We start from the raw sequence: 15,053 nt of genomic DNA, 5'->3' as shown, positions 1-15,053 counted from the left end.
GACGGCCTGACCCCCGACGCACCACCGCACACCCCCCGACACACCCACGATTCGAGGAGGCATCGCACCACCGTGATCGTCCGTTCGTTCAAGGACATCGAGGGAACCGACCGGCATGTGAAGTCCGCGTCCGGAACCTGGGAGAGCAAAAGGATCGTGCTCGCCAAGGAGCGGGTCGGCTTCTCGCTGCACGAGACGATCCTTTACGCCGGTACCGAGACGTCGATGTGGTACGCGAACCACATCGAGGCCGTCGTCTGCGTCGAGGGCGAGGCGGAGCTCACCGACCGCGAGACCGGGGAGGTCCACACGATCACCCCAGGCACCATGTACCTCCTGAACGGCCACGAGCGGCACACGCTCCGGGTCAAGGAGGACTTCCGCTGCATCTGCGTGTTCAACCCGCCCGTGACCGGCCGGGAGGACCACGACGAGAACGGCGTCTACCCGCTGCTCACCGAGCCCGAGGAGGTGTGACACACCCGTGACTGCGAACGTCACTGATCTGTACCCGAGCCGTGGCACCACCGAGGTGACCGTCCCGCGCAAGGACCCCGTCGTCTGGGGCTCCCCCGACACGCCCGGCCCGATCGCGGCCACCGAACTCCAGGGCTTCGAGCGCGACGGCTTCCTCGCCATCGACCAGCTGATCACCGACGACGAGGTGACCGTCTACCGGCAGGAGCTGGAGCGGCTCGTCGCCGACCCGGCCATCCAGGCCGACGAGCGCTCGATCGTGGAGCCGAAGTCCAAGGAGATCCGCTCCGTCTTCGAAGTGCACAAGATCAGCGAGGTCTTCGCCAGGCTGGTGCGCGACGAGCGGGTCGTCGGGCGCGCCCGGCAGATCCTGGGCTCGGACGTCTACGTCCACCAGTCCCGCATCAACGTCAAGCCCGGATTCGGCGCCAGCGGTTTCTACTGGCACTCCGACTTCGAGACCTGGCACGCGGAGGACGGTCTGCCGAACATGCGGACGGTGTCCGTCTCGATCGCGCTGACCGAGAACTTCGCCACCAACGGCGGCCTCATGATCATGCCGGGGTCGCACAGGACGTTCCTCGGCTGCGCGGGCGCCACGCCGAAGGACAACTACAAGCAGTCGCTGCAGATGCAGGACGCGGGCACGCCCTCGGACGAGGCGCTGACCACCATGGCGAGCGAGCACGGCATCCGCCTGTTCACCGGCAAGGCCGGTTCGGCGACCTGGTTCGACTGCAACTGCATGCACGGCTCCGGCGACAACATCACGCCGTACCCGCGCAGCAACGTCTTCATCGTGTTCAACAGCGTGGAGAACGCCGCGGTGGAGCCGTTCGCCGCACCCGTGCGGCGGCCCGAGTTCATCGGCGCGCGGGACTTCACCCCGGTGAAGTGAGCCGCACCGGCTGACCGGCCGGGGCCTTCTCGTGGGACGGGAGGCCCCGGCCTGCTGCTGTCCGGACATGCCCGGACAGCAGCAGGCCGGGGCGCCGGACGCCTCCGCCCGACGCGCGGTCACCGGGCGGACGGCGGTGGCACGTCAGCCGGCCAGCACGTCCAGCAGCCGGTCCACGTCCTCGGCCGTGTTGTAGAGGTGGAACGAGGCCCGGAGATTCCCCGCGCGGGCGGACACCTGGACACCGGCCCGGCTCATCTCCGGCAGCAGGCCTCCCAGCCCGGGCACCGAGACGATCGCCGAACCGGGAGCGGGCAGCGGGACGTGGCCGAGCGACGCGAGCCCCTCCCGGAACCGGTCGGCCAGCGCCAGGTCGTGGGCGTGCACGGCGGCCACGCCCAGTTCCTCGATCAGCGCCAGGGAGTGGCGCACGCCGGTGTAGGTGAACAGGGCGGGGCTGATGTCGAACCGCCGGGCCGAGCGGGCCAGTTCGGCCACCGGACCGTAGCAGCTGTTCCACGGTTCCTCGGCCGCCACCCAGCCCGCGAGCAGCGGGGACAGCCCGCCGAAGTCCTCCGGGACGGTGAGGAAGGCCGCCCCGTGCGGGCCGAGCAGCCACTTGAACGTGATCGCCACGGTGAAGTCGTGGGCGCCGGCGTCCATCGGCAGCCAGCCCGCGGACTGCGAGAAGTCGACGTAGGTACGCGCGTCATGGGCGCGGGCGGCCTCGCTCAGGGCGGCCAGGTCGGCGATCCGGCCGTCCGCGGACTGGGCGGCGCTGACCGCGACGAGCGCGGTGCCGGGCCGCACCGATTCGGCGAGCCGCTCCAGCGGCACGGCGCGCACCTTCAGATCGCCGCGGATGTGGAACGGGTTCACCACGGAGGTGAAGTCGCCCTCGGCCGTGAGCACTTCGGCGCCCGCCGGCAGCGAGGCGGCGACCAGCCCGGTCTGGCTCGCGACGGAGGCGCCGGCCGCGACCCGGTCCGCCGGAACCCCGGCGAGCCGGGCGTACGCGGCCCGGGCCAGCTCGACGTCCTCGAACAGCGGGTCGAGGGGACGCCCCTCCACGCGGAGCGCCGCCGCCTCCCGCAGGGCGGCGGCGGTGCGGGCGGGCAGCAGGCCGCTGCTCGCGGTGTTCAGGTAGGTGTTCCTCGGGCTGAACTCGGCACGGACGAGGCTGTCGAAGGTCTCCATGCCCCCCACTGTGCGGGGCCCGCACCGCCCCGTCCACGGCGAATTTCTGCGGAGCTTCTCTCAGCAGGCCTTATACGTCCGCGCCCACCTGCGGTTTCACCCTTCCCGCGGTACCTCGCACCCGCCCGGGCCGCACTGTTGCCCCGCCTCCTGCCCGTCCCCGTCCGCGCCGACGGGCGTGACGAGGGGGGAGCGCCCGCCCCACGCCTGGTCGAGGGCGCGGGTGAAGACCTCGGCGGGCTGGGCGCCGGACACACCGTACGTGCGGTCCAGGACGAAGAAGGGCACCCCGGTGGCACCGAGCAGTGCGGCCTCGCGCGCGTCCGCGTGCACCGCGGCGGCGTGCGCGGAGGGGTCGGCGAGCACCGCGCGGGCCGCGTCGGCGTCCAGCCCGGCCTCGGCGGCCAGTTCCACCAGCCGCTCGTCGTCGCCGAACACGGAACGCTCCTCGGCGAAGTTGGCCCGGTACAGCACGTCCAGCAGTTCGGCCCGGCGGCCGTGGGCCCCGGCGAAGTGCAGCAGGCGGTGCATGTCGAAGGTGCTGCCGTGGTCGCGGCCCCGGGTGCGGTACGCGAGGCCCTCGGCGGCGGCCTGCTCCCCGAGGGCGTCCTCGCCGGCCTCGGCCCGCGCCTCGCTCATCCCGTACTTGCGGGTGAGCATCGCGGTCACCGGCTCCGTGTCGCCCTTGGCGCGGTCCGGGTCCAGCTGGTAGGAGCGGTGCACGACCTCCACCTCGGCGCGGTGCGGAAAGGCGGCCAGTCCCCTTTCGAAGCGGGCCTTGCCCACGTAGCACCAGGGGCAGGCGATGTCGCTCCAGATCTCGACGCGCAGGGTCACGGATCGCTCCAGGCCGTAGGGGTACGGAGGCTCCCTCCGCCGGAGTGGGTGAACGTTCAAGGAGTCCGGTTCATTCCTGCGGCAGCGCGAACCGGAGGCTCAGGTGGTGGTCCCCGTCGGCCGGGGGCCGCTCCGGGTCCGGCAGCCAGCCCCGGCGGGCGTAGAAGGCCTGGGCGCGGGCGTTGTCCACGTGCACCTCGAGCAGCGCCGTCCGCCTGCCGCCCACCCGCCACTCCTCCGCGCAGGCCGCGTGCAGTGCGGTGCCGACGCCGGTGCGCCAGTGGTCGGGGTCGACGTGGAACTGGAACAGCTTGACCGTGTCCGCGGCAGCCCCCTCGGGGGTGCGGAACGAGGCGAGGCCGAGGACGCGGCCGCGGCGGACCGCGCACAGCACCTGGCCGTCGGTCCTCTCGATGGCCGACCGCCAGGCGGCGGACCAGTCGGTGCCGTCGTCGGGGAGGCCGTCGGGGTAGTAGGTGGCCCGGGCGCGCGCGTGCAGAGCCGCGACGGTCCGCGTCTCGGCGGGCACGGCGGTCCGGATCACGACGGGGCCCGGGCCGGTGGAGGGGTGGGTGAGCATGCGGGGAAGGACGTGGCGCCCGGTCCCCGCGGTTCCGGCCCGCGCCGCCGGAGGGCCGTGCACCTGCTACTGCTTGCTCCCGGGCTCCAGGCGGCCGTTGAAGCGGCGGGGCAAATCGAGCGGGTTGTCGTCGCGCAGTTCGGGGGGCAGCAGGGCCTCGGGGGTCTGCTGGTAGACGACCGGGCGGAGCCAGCGTTCGACGGCCGTGCCGCCGACCGAGGTGGAGGTGGAGGTGGTGGCCGGGTAGGGGCCGCCGTGGTGCTGGGCGGGCGCCACGGCGACGCCCGTCGGCCAGCCGTTCACCAGGACCCGGCCGGCCAGCGGAGTGAGCTCGGCGAGGAGTTGCGCGCCGCGTCCCCGGCCCGCGGCCTCCTCCGCGGACAGGTGCACCGTGGCGGTGAGGTTGCCGGGCAGCCGCGCCAGTACCGCGCCGGCCTCGGTGTCGTCGCGGTAGCGGGCGATGACCGTCACCGGTCCGAAGCACTCCTCCAGCAGCAGGTCGTGCTCGCCCCCGCGGACGAGCCGGCCCGCCGGGACGGTGAGGAACCCGGCGCTGACCGTGTGCTCGCCGTCCGCGCCCGGGGCCACCGGGGCGTCCACCTCGGGCAGTCGGGCGCGTTCGGCGGCACCGGCGACGAAGTTGTCGCGCATGCGGTGGTCCAGCAGGACGCCGGGGCCGGTACCGCCCACGGCGTCGGCCAGCGACTTGACCAGCGCGTCGCCCGCCGCTCCGGCGGGCACCAGCACCAGTCCCGGCTTGACGCAGAACTGGCCCGTGCCGAGGGTCATCGATCCGGCGAGCCCGGCGCCGATGGCCTCCCCGCGCTCGACCGCGGCGGCCTCGGTGACGAGGACCGGGTTCAGTGAGCCCAGCTCGCCGTGGAACGGGATGGGGACCTCGCGGGCGGCCGCCGCGTCGAACAGGGCGCGGCCGCCCCGCACGGAGCCGGTGAAGCCGGCGGCGGCGATCCGCGGGTGCCTGATCAGTTCGACGCCGGCGTCGAATCCGTGCACCAGGCCGAGCACGCCCACGGGGATGCCGTGCTCGACCGCGGCCGCCCGCAGCACCCCGGCGACCTGCTCGGACAGGGCGGGGTGGTCGGGGTGGGCCTTCACCACGACCGGGCAGCCGGCGGCCAGCGCGCTCGCGGTGTCCCCGCCCGGAACGGAGAAGGCGAAGGGGAAGTTGGACGCCGAGTAGACGGCCACGACTCCGAGCGGCACCTTGTGGCGGCGCAGGTCCGGGACCGGAGGGGTGGCGGTGTCGTCGGGGTGGTCGATCACCACGTCGAGGAAGGCGCCCTCGTCGACGATGTCCGCGAAGGCCCGCAACTGGTAGCAGGTCCGGGCGAGTTCCCCGGTGAGCCGGGGCGTGCCGAGAGCGGTCTCGGCGTCCGCGGCCTCGACGAGCCGTTTGCCCGCCTCGTCCAGGCGGGCGGCGGCGGTACGCAGGAAGGCCGCCCGGAGCCTGCGGTCGGCGAGGGCGCCGCGCGCCGCGTGCGCGGCGCGCACGACGGCGTCCACCTCCTGGGCTGTGGCCTCCACCGCAACCTGCTCGCGCTGCTTTCCGGTACGGGGGTCGACACTCCAGACTGGTGCTGCTGCCACCGCGGGTCCCTCCAGATGTGTTGCCGCGTTGCTGCCGCATTCGATGCCGCAGTTCTTCCTTCACCCCACCAGGACGTTCGATATACTGAACAACGTCTCTGATGATGAACAACTGTCGGAGACTATAACTCCAGCTTCTCGTCGAACGAAGGGGTCAAGGGCGATGTCGGCAGGCGAGGCGGGCGGTGGCGCGCAGGTCAAGTCCGCGGTGCGGACCGTGGAGCTGCTGGAGTACTTCGCCGGGCGCCCGGGAATGCACTCCCTGGCCTCCGTCCAGGAGGCCGTCGGCTACCCCAAGTCCAGCCTGTACATGCTGCTGCGCACCCTGGTCGAGCTCGGCTGGGTCGAGACGGACGCGACCGGCACCCGGTACGGCATCGGTGTCCGGGCGCTGCTGGTCGGCACCTCCTACATCGACGGCGACGAGGTGGTCGCGGCGGCCCGTCCCACCCTGGACCGGCTCTCGGACGACACGACCGAGACCATCCACCTGGCGCGGCTGGACGGCACCAACGTCGTCTATCTGGCCACCCGCCAGTCCCAGCACTACCTGCGGCCGTTCACCCGGGTCGGCCGCCGCCTGCCCGCGCACTCCACCTCGCTCGGCAAGGCCATCCTGGCGACCCACAGCGACGAGCAGGTCCGGGCGCTCCTCCCGGAGACGCTGCCCGCGCTGACCGAGCACACCGTCACGGACCGGGAGGAACTCATCGAGGAGCTGCACCGGGTCCGTGCGCAGGGCTTCGCCGTCGACCGCGAGGAGAACACCGTCGGCCTGCGCTGCTTCGGGGTGGCGATCCCGTACCGCACCCCCGCACGGGACGCGATCAGCTGCTCGGTGCCGGTGGCGCGGCTGACGCCCGCCCACGAGCAGACGGTGAAGGACGCGCTGTTCGACGCACGCGACCGGCTGACCCTCGCCACCCGTAGGCTCTGATCCATGACGGTCGTACTCCGCGAGGTCCACGACAGCGATCTGCCGGTCTTCTTCCGGCAGATGAACGATCCCGAGGCACTGCACATGGCCGCCTTCACCCCGAAGGACCCGGCCGACCGCGACGCCTTCGACGCCCACTGGCGAAGAATCCGCGCCTCCTCCGACGTGCTGCGCACCATCCTGCTGGACGGGGACGTGGTGGGCAGCACCGCGGTGTACGGCGAACCGGGCGAGCGCGAGGTCACCTACTGGGTGGACCGGGCGTACTGGGGCCGGGGCGTGGCCACGGCGGCACTGCGCGCCCTGCTCCTCCTGGTGCCCGAACGCCCGCTGTACGCGAGGGCCGCGGCCGACAACGCGGGCTCGCTACGCGTGCTGCACAGGTGCGGTTTCCGCACGACGGCGCGGGCCAGCGGGTTCGCGCAGGCGCGCGGCGAGGAGATCGACGAGTTCGTGCTGGCCCTGCCCTGAGTGACCTCGGGGGCCCGCGCCCGGCACACGGGTCGGGCGGATCGCGGGCCGGGCTGCCCGGGGGCCGGCGGCAGCCGGGCAGCGGACGCGGCCGCCGCCGCCCGGCGGCGGCCGGGCGGCTCCGCGGCCGGCACCCGCTGTGCGTGCGCCGGCCGCGGAGGCGGGTCGTGCGAGGCCTCAGCCGACGAAGTACGTCGGGTTCGGGATCTTGTACGTCCGGTCGGCGTGGCCGCCTTCCAGGTCGGAGAACTGGTCGCCGAAGTTGGCGACGATCTCGTACCCGAGGTCCTTCTCGATGTGCTTCCGGGTGCCGGACTTGTACTCCACGGTGCTGCACGTCCAGGCGGCCGGGGTGGCGCAGTCGCTCAGGTAGGCCGGCGGGTTGGCCTTGTCCTTGAGGAACATGTGGCCGGGGTCGAGGTTGACGTCGGCGCCGACCTTCTTCAGGTTCTCGACGGCCGCGGCCCGCTGCGCCTCGCTCAGGCCCGAGTTGTAGAAGACCTCGACGCCCTTGGACTCGGCGTAGCGCACGAGCTCCGGGCTGCCGAAGACCGCCGGACGGTCTGCCCGGTTCACGTAGTCCGCCCAGGTGGACGGGTTGTACGTGTAGTGGTACCGCTTCTCGTAGTCGAGGCTGAGCAGCAGGGTGTCGTCGATGTCGAAGACGACGGCCGGCTTCTCGCCGCGGTGGTGCGCCTTGCGGGCCGCCTTGTCGATGTACCGCTTGGCGTCGGCGTCGAGCCGCGACAGGTCCCGCGCGTAGCGGCTGTGCGCGGACGCCTGGTAGACGCCGTCGTCGTCGAGGGCGGTGCCGTAGTAGGCGTCGATGTCCTTGACCAGGAGCCCGATGTTGTACGGCTCGTGGGTGGAGTTGGCCGTCGACTGGTGGGCCGTGGCGGCACCGGCACCGTAGAGGCCGGCGCCGGCGACGGCGCAGGCGGCGGCCACTGCGGCCGCTCTGAGGGACTTCCGCATGAATTCTCCGATTGTGATGGGTGGTTGAGTCACCAGGTCACGCATTGTCTACGCGCATCACAACCGGCGCGCGAGCCCCGTTATGAGATCGATACGGACTTCGCCCGTCCGGCCGGCGGCCGTCACCGGCCGGCCATCCGCCGTTCCCCGTCCCCCGGAGGGCGGTCCGGGTCCGCCGCGGAGCGTCCTCGCGGGTACGGGCGGGGCCTTCGCGTCGTACGCGTCGTACGCGCCGTACGCGTCGGGCGGGTTGCCGGAGCGGGCCGGGCGGGCCGGGGCGTGCGCGGGTGCCGGGGCGCGGAGTCGGCTCGGCCCCCGTTCAGCGCGGCCCGTACTGCCGCCAGGTCGCCGTCCGACGCCAAACCGGCGCGGTGGAGGCGCAGTTCGGTCGCCCCCCGGTCGCGCGCCCGGGCCGCGTCCGCCGCGAGGGCGCCGGGGCTGCTGCCCATGCCGGAGACGATCGTGAGGTTGGCCGCGAGGACGACCCCCGCGCGGCCCTGGTGGAGTGGTGGGCGGCGGCCGGGGTCGCCTGCGTCGCGCCGAGGACGGCGGTGCGCGCGGGCGCCTCGGGTCGCCGTTGACGTCCCAGGGGTAGACGAACACCGACGTCCCCACGGGTCCTCCTCCGGCCGCGGCCACCGGTCCTCCTCCGGGAGCGCGTGTCCGCCGGAGGTCGAGGAACACCCTTCGACTCCCCATGTGACCGTCGCTCACATCACTGAACCCGCCCGCCGAGGAGGGCGGTCTGCGCCGGTCAACCGCTCCCCTCCCGGACACCGAACCCCCGGGGCACACCCGGCGCGTCCCTTGACCGTCCGGACGGCTGTCTCTAGCGTGTCCATGTTCATGAATGCCGTCCACCGATGCGACCGGCCGTGACTCCAGGAGGCCTGGATGCCCGCTCCCCGCACCGTCCTCCTCACCGGCGCGGCAGGCGGACTCGGCACGCTGATGCGGGAGCTGCTCCCCGGCCACGGCTACGACCTGCGCCTGCTCGACGTGCGCCCGGTCGAGGGCGCACCGGACGCGCTCACCGCCGACCTCGCCGACCCGGGCGCCCTGCGCGAGGCGGTCCGCGGTGTCGACGCGGTCATCCACCTGGCGGGCATCTCGCTGGAGGCCCCCTTCGAGAAGATCCTCACCTCGAACATCCGGGGCACCTACCACCTGTACGAGGCGGCCCGCGCGGAAGGCGTCGGCCGGATCGTGTTCGCCTCCTCCAACCACGCGGTCGGCTTCACCCCCCGCCCCCGGGGCGGCGACCCGCTGCTGCCCGTCACCGTCCCGCACCGACCGGACACCTTCTACGGCCTGTCCAAGGCCTTCGGGGAGGACCTGGCCCAGTTCTACTGGGACAAGCACGGCCTGGAGACGGTGTCGGTGCGCATCGGCTCCTGCTTCCCGAGGCCGACCCGCGTGCGCCAGCTCTCGCTGTGGCTGAGCCCCGCCGACTGCGCCCGCCTCCTGCACGCCGCCCTCACCGCCGAGGGCGTCGGACACACCGTCGTCTACGGCTCCTCCGCCAACACCCGCCTGTGCTGGGATCTCGGCCCCGCGCGCGCCCTCGGCTACGACCCGCAGGACGACTCCGAGCCGTACGCGGCCGAGCTGATCGCCGAGCAGGGCGAGCCGGACCCGGGGAGCGAGGCGCACGCCCGCCTCGGCGGGCACTTCGTGACCGACCCCCCGATCTGGCCGCACTGACCGGATCCCGGCACTTTCCGGGGCGGTCGGGCACCGAACGGGCCCGCCCGCCGGCGCATTCGGGCAGCCGCGCTGCCCGCTCCCACCTCACGGACCGCAGCCGCGCAGGTCCGCGGCGGGCAGCCACCGGGGCGAACGGGCCGATTCGGGCACCATAGAGCCTGCAACAGACCTGGTCAGTCCCCCGCCCCCGCTGTAGAACTTCCCCCATGGGCCGAACCGGGCCCGAACGGGCAGCAACCGGAGGGAGGTGTTCAGCCATGGTGGTGAGATCGGCCGAGGAGCGCCAGCGGGAGATCGTGCGATCCGCCCGCGCCGCCGGCTCGGTCGACGTGACCGCGCTCGCCGCCGAACTGGGCGTGGCGAAGGAGACCGTCCGCCGGGACCTGCGGGCCCTGGAGGACCACGGCCTGGTGCGCCGCACCCATGGCGGCGCCTATCCCGTGGAGAGCGCCGGCTTCGAGACGACGCTCGCCTTCCGGGCCACCAGTCACGTCCCCGAGAAGCGCCGGATCGCGAGCGCCGCGGCCGAGCTGCTCGGAGACGCCGAGACGGTCTTCGTCGACGAGGGCTTCACCCCCCAGCTCATCGCCGAGGCGCTGCCCACCGTACGGCCGCTGACCGTGGTCACCGCCTCCCTGCCGGTCGCGGGCGCCCTCGCCGAGGCCGAGAACGTCTCCGTCCTGCTGCTGGGCGGCCGGGTCCGGCCCGGCACCCTGGCCACCGTCGACCACTGGACGACGAGAATGCTGGCCGGGTTCGTCATCGACCTCGCCTACATCGGCGCCAACGGCATCTCCCGCGAACACGGCCTCACCACGCCCGATCCCGCCGTGAGCGACGTCAAGACGCAGGCGGTCCGCTCCGCCCGCAGGACGGTGTTCGCGGGGGTCCACACCAAGTTCGGGGCGGTCACCTTCTGCCGGTTCGCCGAGGTGAGCGCCCTGGAGACGATCGTCACCAGCACGCTGCTGCCCACCGCCGAGGCCCACCGCTACTCCCTGCTGGGCCCCCAGGTCCTCCGCGTCTGACGCGGCCCGCCCCGCCGTCCAGCACCACGATTCCCGCTGTTCCCGGGACGCACCGCACCCCGGTGCGCCCCCTGTATCCCCGAATGTTCAGGAGCACCGCATGCGCACCCAGAGCCGACGAGCGCCACGCACCCTGATCGCCGTGGCGACCGCAGGGACGCTGTTCCTCCCGCTACTCACCGCCTGCTCGGGCGCGGGCGGCGGATCCGGTTCCTCCGGCGGACACTCCCTCAACGTCCTGATGGTGAACAACCCGCAGATGGTGCAGCTGCAGAAGCTCACCGCCGACCACTTCACCAAGGACACCGGGATCAAGGTGAACTTCACCGTCCTCCCGGAGAACGACGTCCGCGACAAGATCAGCCAGGACTTCGCCAACCAGGCCGGGCAGTACGACATCGCCACGCTCAGCAACTACGAGATACCCATCTACGCCAAGAACGGCTGGCTGCACTCCCTGGACTCGTACGCGTCCGGCGACACCGCCTTCGACCAGGCCGACATCCTCCCGCCGATGACGAAGGCCCTCACCGCCGCGGACGGCAAGCTCTACGGCGAGCCCTTCTACGGCGAGTCGTCCTTCCTGATGTACCGCAAGGACGTCTTCGCCAAGGACGGCCTGACCATGCCCGACAAGCCCACCTGGCACCAGGTCGCCGACCTCGCCGCCCGGGTGGACTCCGCCGAGTCCGGGATGAAGGGCATCTGCCTGCGCGGTCTGCCCGGCTGGGGCGAGATGATCGCCCCGCTGACCACCGTCGTCAACACCTTCGGCGGCACCTGGTTCGACAAGGACTGGAACGCGAAGCTGGACTCCGCTCCGTTCAAGGAGGCCGCGCAGTTCTACGTCGACCTGGTCCGCAAGCACGGCGAGGCGGGCGCCGCGCAGTCCGGGTACGCCGAGTGCCTGAACAACATGACCCAGGGCAAGACGGCCATGTGGTACGACGCCACCGCCGGCGCCGGCTCCCTGGAGGCCTCCGGCTCCCCCGTCAAGGGCAAGATCGGCTACGTGCCGGCCCCGGTCGAGAAGACCGACAGCTCCGGCTGGCTCTACACCTGGGCGTGGGGCGTGCAGAAGGCGTCCAAGCACGCCGACGACGCCTGGAAGTTCATCTCCTGGGCCTCCGGCAAGGACTACGAGAAGCTCGTCGGCGAGACCGTCGGCTGGGCCGACGTGCCGGCCGGCAAGCGCGCCTCCACCTACGACATCCCCGCGTACCGCAAGCAGGCGGCCGCCTTCGCGGACGTCACCCGGGACGCCATCGCCGGCGCCCGGCCCGACGACCCGGGCGTGCAGCCGCGGCCGGCGCCGGGCATCCAGTTCGTCGGCATCCCCGAGTTCACCGACCTGGGCACCAAGGTCTCGCAGCAGCTCAGCTCCGCGGTCGCCGGCCGGCAGTCGGTGGACAGCGCCCTGCGGAAGTCGCAGAAGCTCGCCGAGGCCGTCGCCGGGAAGTACCGGACCTCATGACCGCCACGACGTCCCCCCGGGTCGCCGCCGCCGCGCGGCCGGCGGCCCGGCCCCCCGGCCGGCTGCGCGCCTGGGCCACCCGGGCCCCGCTGCTGCCCGCCCTGATCTTCATGATCGTCGTGACCCAGCTGCCCTTCGTGGCCACCCTGGTGATCTCGCTGTTCGACTGGAACGCGCTCTACCCGGACGACCGCAGCTTCGCCGGACTCTCCAACTACTCCGAGGTGCTCAGCACACCCGAACTGCGCCGGTCGGTGTGGACCACCGTGCTGCTCACCGCCACCGTGGTGCTGGTCAGCCTGGTGCTCGGGCTGCTGCTCGCGCTGCTGCTGGACCGCCGCTTCCGCGGCCGGGCGGCCGTGCGCACCATGCTCATCGCGCCGTTCCTGCTGGTGCCGGTCGCCGCCGCGCTGCTGTGGAAGCACGTGCTGTTCAACCCCGAGTACGGCCTGATCAACGGCGTCCTGCGGTGGATCGGCGGGGACGGCGCACCGCAACCGGACTGGATCTCCGACATGCCGCTGGCCGCGGTGGAGGCCTCCCTGGTCTGGCAGTGGACGCCGTTCATGATGCTGATCCTGCTCGCCGGACTGCAGAGCCGCGACCCGGAACTGGTCGAGGCGGCGCGGATGGACGGCGCCGGCGACTGGCAGGTGTTCGTGCACCTGACCCTGCCGCACCTGCGCCGGTACCTCGAACTCGGGGTGCTGCTGGGGTCGATCTACATCGTGCAGAACTTCGACGCGGTGTTCACCCTCACCTCCGGCGGCCTCGGCACCGCCAACCTGCCGTACACCATCTACCAGACCTTCTACCAGGCCCACGAGAACGGCCTCGCCTCCGCGGCCGGCGTCCTCGTCGTCATCGGCTCGATCATCCTCGCGACCCTCGCACTGCGCGTCGTGTCGTCCCTGTTCCGGGAGGAGGTGTCCCGCGCATGAGCGCCCCGACCACCGCGGCCGAACCGCAGGCCGGCACCACCGCGGCCGCCCCGCGCGGCCGCCGCACCGGCGGCGGGCTCCGCGGTGCCGCCCTCGCCCTCACCGCATGGCTGGCGGGCATCCTGTTCGTCCTGCCCGTGCTGTGGATGGCCCTCACCTCCTTCCACTCCGAGGCGGACGCGGCGACCAACCCGCCCTCCCTGACCGCCTCCCTCACCCTCGACAGCTACCGCGAGTTCTTCGGCGTGGACGGCGGCGCCAGCCCCTGGCCGGCGCTCGCCAACTCCGCGACCGCGTCGGTGGCCTCCACCCTGCTGACGCTGCTGCTCGCGCTGCCCGCCGCGTACGCGCTGTCCATCCGGCCGGTGCGCAAGTGGACGGACGTCCTGTTCTTCTTCCTGTCGACGAAGATGCTGCCGCTGGTGGCCGGCCTGCTGCCGATCTACCTGTTCGCGAAGAACACCGGCCTGCTGGACAACATCTGGGCGCTGGTCGTCCTCTACACGGCGATGAACCTGCCGATCGCGGTGTGGATGATGCAGTCCTTCCTGTCCGAGGTGCCGGTCGCGATCGTCGAGGCCGCGCAGATCGACGGCGCCCGCCTGCCCACCGTACTCGGGCGGGTGGTGGCCCCCATCGCCCTGCCCGGCATCGCGGCCACCGCCCTGATCTGCTTCATCTTCAGCTGGAACGAACTACTGTTCGCCCGGGTCCTCACCGGCGTGGTCGCGGAGACCGCACCGGTCTTCCTCACCGGCTTCATCACCAGTCAGGGCCTGTTCCTGGCAAAGGTGTGCGCCGCCTCGCTCGTCATCTCCCTGCCGGTGCTCGCCGCAGGGTTCGCCGCCCAGGACAAACTGGTCCAGGGCCTGTCCCTGGGAGCCGTCAAATGAAGGCCGCCGTCATCGAGTCCGTGGGCCGCGCCGTCGTGAGCGAGGTCCCGGACCCCGCCCCGGGGCCGCGCGAGGTCGTCGTGGGCGTCGCCGCGTGCGGTCTGTGCGGCACGGATCTGCACATCCTGCAGGGCGAGTTCGCCCCGAAGCTGCCGATCGTGCCGGGGCACGAGTTCGCCGGCGAGGTCGTCGCGGTGGGCACCCGGGTCACCGAGGTGTCGGTCGGCGACCGGGTCGCGGTCGACCCGTCCCTGTACTGCCACGAGTGCCGATACTGCCGCACCGGCCACAACAACCTCTGCGAGCGGTGGGCCGCCATCGGCGTGACCACGGCGGGCGGCGCGGCACAGTACGCGGTGGCCCCGGTCGCCAACTGCGTGAAGCTGCCCGAGCACATCCGCACCGAGGACGCGGCACTGGTGGAACCGCTGTCCTGCGCGGTCCGCGGCTACGACGTCCTGCGGTCCCGGCTGGGCGCGCACGTCCTGATCTACGGTTCCGGGACGATGGGGCTGATGATGCTGGAGCTGGCCAAGCGGACGGGCGCGGCGAGCGTGGACGTGGTCGACGTCAACCCGGCACGGCTGGAGACGGCCGACCGGCTGGGGGCGTCGGCCTCGGCGGCCACCGCCGACTGGCTCGACCGCCCGCAGGGGTGGGACGTGGTCGTCGACGCGACCGGGAACGCGGCCGCCATCCAGGACGGCCTGGACAGGGTGGCGAAGGCCGGCACGTTCCTGCAGTTCGGGGTGGCGGACTACGCGACCCGGGTGACGATCGACCCGTACCGCGTCTACAACCAGGAGATCACCATCACCGGCTCGATGGCGGTGCTGCACAGTTTCGAGCGGGCGGCGGAGCTGTTCGCGAACGGGGTGCTGGACCCCGCGGTCTTCATCAGCGACCGGATCCCGCTGGAGCGGTACCCGCAGGCGCTGGAGCAGTTCGCGGCGGGCGTGGGCCGGAAGATCGTGGTGGTGCCGTAGGGTCCGCGGCGCCGCGGACGCCGCGGGCGGGGGCCGGTCGCCGA

15 protein-coding genes and 1 pseudogene are annotated in these 15,053 nt (G+C 72.6%); 10 read left to right on the top strand and 6 right to left on the bottom strand.

The features are described from left to right. Nucleotides 1-72: 72 nt before the first annotated feature. Both ACL02U_RS22160 and thpD read left to right on the top strand, forming a co-directional pair. Complete coding sequence (locus ACL02U_RS22160; RefSeq protein ID WP_412792633.1) at nt 73-477, top strand: ectoine synthase; 405 nt, start codon at nt 73-75, stop codon at nt 475-477. Between the two features lie 7 nt (nt 478-484). After that, a complete protein-coding gene (gene thpD / locus ACL02U_RS22155) occupies nt 485-1,375 on the top strand; it encodes an ectoine hydroxylase (RefSeq protein WP_412792624.1) in 891 nt (296 codons plus the stop codon). 144 nt (nt 1,376-1,519) lie between these two features. Here thpD and ACL02U_RS22150 read toward each other — a convergent pair whose 3' ends face one another. The 4 genes from ACL02U_RS22150 to ACL02U_RS22135 all read right to left on the bottom strand — a co-directional run bounded on the left by ACL02U_RS22150 (nt 1,520) and on the right by ACL02U_RS22135 (nt 5,597). Beyond that, a complete protein-coding gene (locus ACL02U_RS22150; RefSeq protein WP_412792623.1) occupies nt 1,520-2,572 on the bottom strand; it encodes an aminotransferase class V-fold PLP-dependent enzyme in 1,053 nt (350 codons plus the stop codon). 96 nt (nt 2,573-2,668) lie between these two features. Then, nucleotides 2,669-3,403 (bottom strand): DsbA family oxidoreductase, encoded by a 735-nt coding sequence (locus tag ACL02U_RS22145; RefSeq protein WP_412792632.1) that lies wholly within the window; start codon nt 3,401-3,403, stop codon nt 2,669-2,671. Between the two features lie 76 nt (nt 3,404-3,479). Then, nucleotides 3,480-3,989: an N-acetyltransferase family protein gene (locus ACL02U_RS22140; RefSeq protein WP_412792622.1), complete on the bottom strand. Its 510-nt coding sequence runs from the start codon at nt 3,987-3,989 to the stop codon at nt 3,480-3,482. Between the two features lie 66 nt (nt 3,990-4,055). Beyond that, nucleotides 4,056-5,597: an aldehyde dehydrogenase (NADP(+)) gene (locus tag ACL02U_RS22135; RefSeq protein ID WP_412792621.1), complete on the bottom strand. Its 1,542-nt coding sequence runs from the start codon at nt 5,595-5,597 to the stop codon at nt 4,056-4,058. A gap of 163 nt (nt 5,598-5,760) precedes the next feature. On the opposite strand from ACL02U_RS22135, the gene ACL02U_RS22130 reads away from it, so the two are divergent. Further along, nucleotides 5,761-6,534: an IclR family transcriptional regulator gene (locus tag ACL02U_RS22130; RefSeq protein ID WP_412792620.1), complete on the top strand. Its 774-nt coding sequence runs from the start codon at nt 5,761-5,763 to the stop codon at nt 6,532-6,534. A 3-nt stretch (nt 6,535-6,537) separates the two neighbouring features. Further along, entirely contained in the window at nt 6,538-7,005 is a 468-nt protein-coding gene (locus ACL02U_RS22125; RefSeq protein WP_412792619.1) for a GNAT family N-acetyltransferase, read from the top strand. A 177-nt stretch (nt 7,006-7,182) separates the two neighbouring features. Here ACL02U_RS22125 and ACL02U_RS22120 read toward each other — a convergent pair whose 3' ends face one another. Together ACL02U_RS22120 and ACL02U_RS22115 are read right to left on the bottom strand one after the other, a co-directional pair. Beyond that, on the bottom strand, nt 7,183-7,980 hold the full coding sequence (locus ACL02U_RS22120; RefSeq protein WP_412792618.1) for an HAD family acid phosphatase: 798 nt from the start codon (nt 7,978-7,980) through the stop codon (nt 7,183-7,185). Between the two features lie 320 nt (nt 7,981-8,300). Next, nucleotides 8,301-8,480, bottom strand: a pseudogene (locus ACL02U_RS22115) (hypothetical protein); the annotation flags it as partial. A gap of 394 nt (nt 8,481-8,874) precedes the next feature. Between ACL02U_RS22115 and ACL02U_RS22110 the strand changes: the two are divergent. The 6 genes from ACL02U_RS22110 (at nt 8,875) to ACL02U_RS22085 (ending at nt 15,009) form a co-directional block, all read left to right on the top strand. Continuing rightward, a complete protein-coding gene (locus ACL02U_RS22110; protein ID WP_412792617.1) occupies nt 8,875-9,684 on the top strand; it encodes an NAD-dependent epimerase/dehydratase family protein in 810 nt (269 codons plus the stop codon). Between the two features lie 260 nt (nt 9,685-9,944). Further along, entirely contained in the window at nt 9,945-10,715 is a 771-nt protein-coding gene (locus tag ACL02U_RS22105; RefSeq protein ID WP_412792616.1) for a DeoR/GlpR family DNA-binding transcription regulator, read from the top strand. A 100-nt stretch (nt 10,716-10,815) separates the two neighbouring features. Further along, nucleotides 10,816-12,189: an ABC transporter substrate-binding protein gene (locus ACL02U_RS22100; RefSeq protein ID WP_412792615.1), complete on the top strand. Its 1,374-nt coding sequence runs from the start codon at nt 10,816-10,818 to the stop codon at nt 12,187-12,189. Beyond that, complete coding sequence (locus ACL02U_RS22095) at nt 12,186-13,130, top strand: carbohydrate ABC transporter permease (protein ID WP_412792614.1); 945 nt, start codon at nt 12,186-12,188, stop codon at nt 13,128-13,130. The genes ACL02U_RS22100 and ACL02U_RS22095 overlap by 4 nt, the downstream gene beginning before the upstream one ends. Beyond that, nucleotides 13,127-14,023 (top strand): carbohydrate ABC transporter permease, encoded by an 897-nt coding sequence (locus tag ACL02U_RS22090; RefSeq protein WP_412792613.1) that lies wholly within the window; start codon nt 13,127-13,129, stop codon nt 14,021-14,023. Before ACL02U_RS22095 ends, ACL02U_RS22090 begins: the two co-directional genes overlap by 4 nt. Next, complete coding sequence (locus ACL02U_RS22085; protein WP_412792612.1) at nt 14,020-15,009, top strand: zinc-dependent alcohol dehydrogenase family protein; 990 nt, start codon at nt 14,020-14,022, stop codon at nt 15,007-15,009. The genes ACL02U_RS22090 and ACL02U_RS22085 overlap by 4 nt, the downstream gene beginning before the upstream one ends. Nucleotides 15,010-15,053: the final 44 nt, after the last annotated feature.

Source organism: Streptomyces sp. MS06 (assembly GCF_047200655.1).
Lineage (GTDB): Bacteria > Actinomycetota > Actinomycetes > Streptomycetales > Streptomycetaceae > Streptomyces.
Note: the sequence above shows the minus strand (reverse complement) of the source record. Positions and strands in the feature narration are given on the sequence as shown.

What these genes read in the sequence shown, in the direction of transcription:
- ACL02U_RS22150 (WP_412792623.1), bottom strand. Translation starts at nt 2,572, where the DNA reads ATGGAGACCTTCGACAGCCTCGTCCGTGCCGAGTTCAGCCCGAGGAAC.
- ACL02U_RS22140 (WP_412792622.1), bottom strand. Translation starts at nt 3,989, where the DNA reads ATGCTCACCCACCCCTCCACCGGCCCGGGCCCCGTCGTGATCCGGACC.
- ACL02U_RS22130 (WP_412792620.1), top strand. Translation starts at nt 5,761, where the DNA reads ATGTCGGCAGGCGAGGCGGGCGGTGGCGCGCAGGTCAAGTCCGCGGTG.
- ACL02U_RS22125 (WP_412792619.1), top strand. Translation starts at nt 6,538, where the DNA reads ATGACGGTCGTACTCCGCGAGGTCCACGACAGCGATCTGCCGGTCTTC.
- ACL02U_RS22120 (WP_412792618.1), bottom strand. Translation starts at nt 7,980, where the DNA reads ATGCGGAAGTCCCTCAGAGCGGCCGCAGTGGCCGCCGCCTGCGCCGTC.
- ACL02U_RS22110 (WP_412792617.1), top strand. Translation starts at nt 8,875, where the DNA reads ATGCCCGCTCCCCGCACCGTCCTCCTCACCGGCGCGGCAGGCGGACTC.
- ACL02U_RS22105 (WP_412792616.1), top strand. Translation starts at nt 9,945, where the DNA reads ATGGTGGTGAGATCGGCCGAGGAGCGCCAGCGGGAGATCGTGCGATCC.
- ACL02U_RS22100 (WP_412792615.1), top strand. Translation starts at nt 10,816, where the DNA reads ATGCGCACCCAGAGCCGACGAGCGCCACGCACCCTGATCGCCGTGGCG.
- ACL02U_RS22095 (WP_412792614.1), top strand. Translation starts at nt 12,186, where the DNA reads ATGACCGCCACGACGTCCCCCCGGGTCGCCGCCGCCGCGCGGCCGGCG.
- ACL02U_RS22090 (WP_412792613.1), top strand. Translation starts at nt 13,127, where the DNA reads ATGAGCGCCCCGACCACCGCGGCCGAACCGCAGGCCGGCACCACCGCG.
- ACL02U_RS22085 (WP_412792612.1), top strand. Translation starts at nt 14,020, where the DNA reads ATGAAGGCCGCCGTCATCGAGTCCGTGGGCCGCGCCGTCGTGAGCGAG.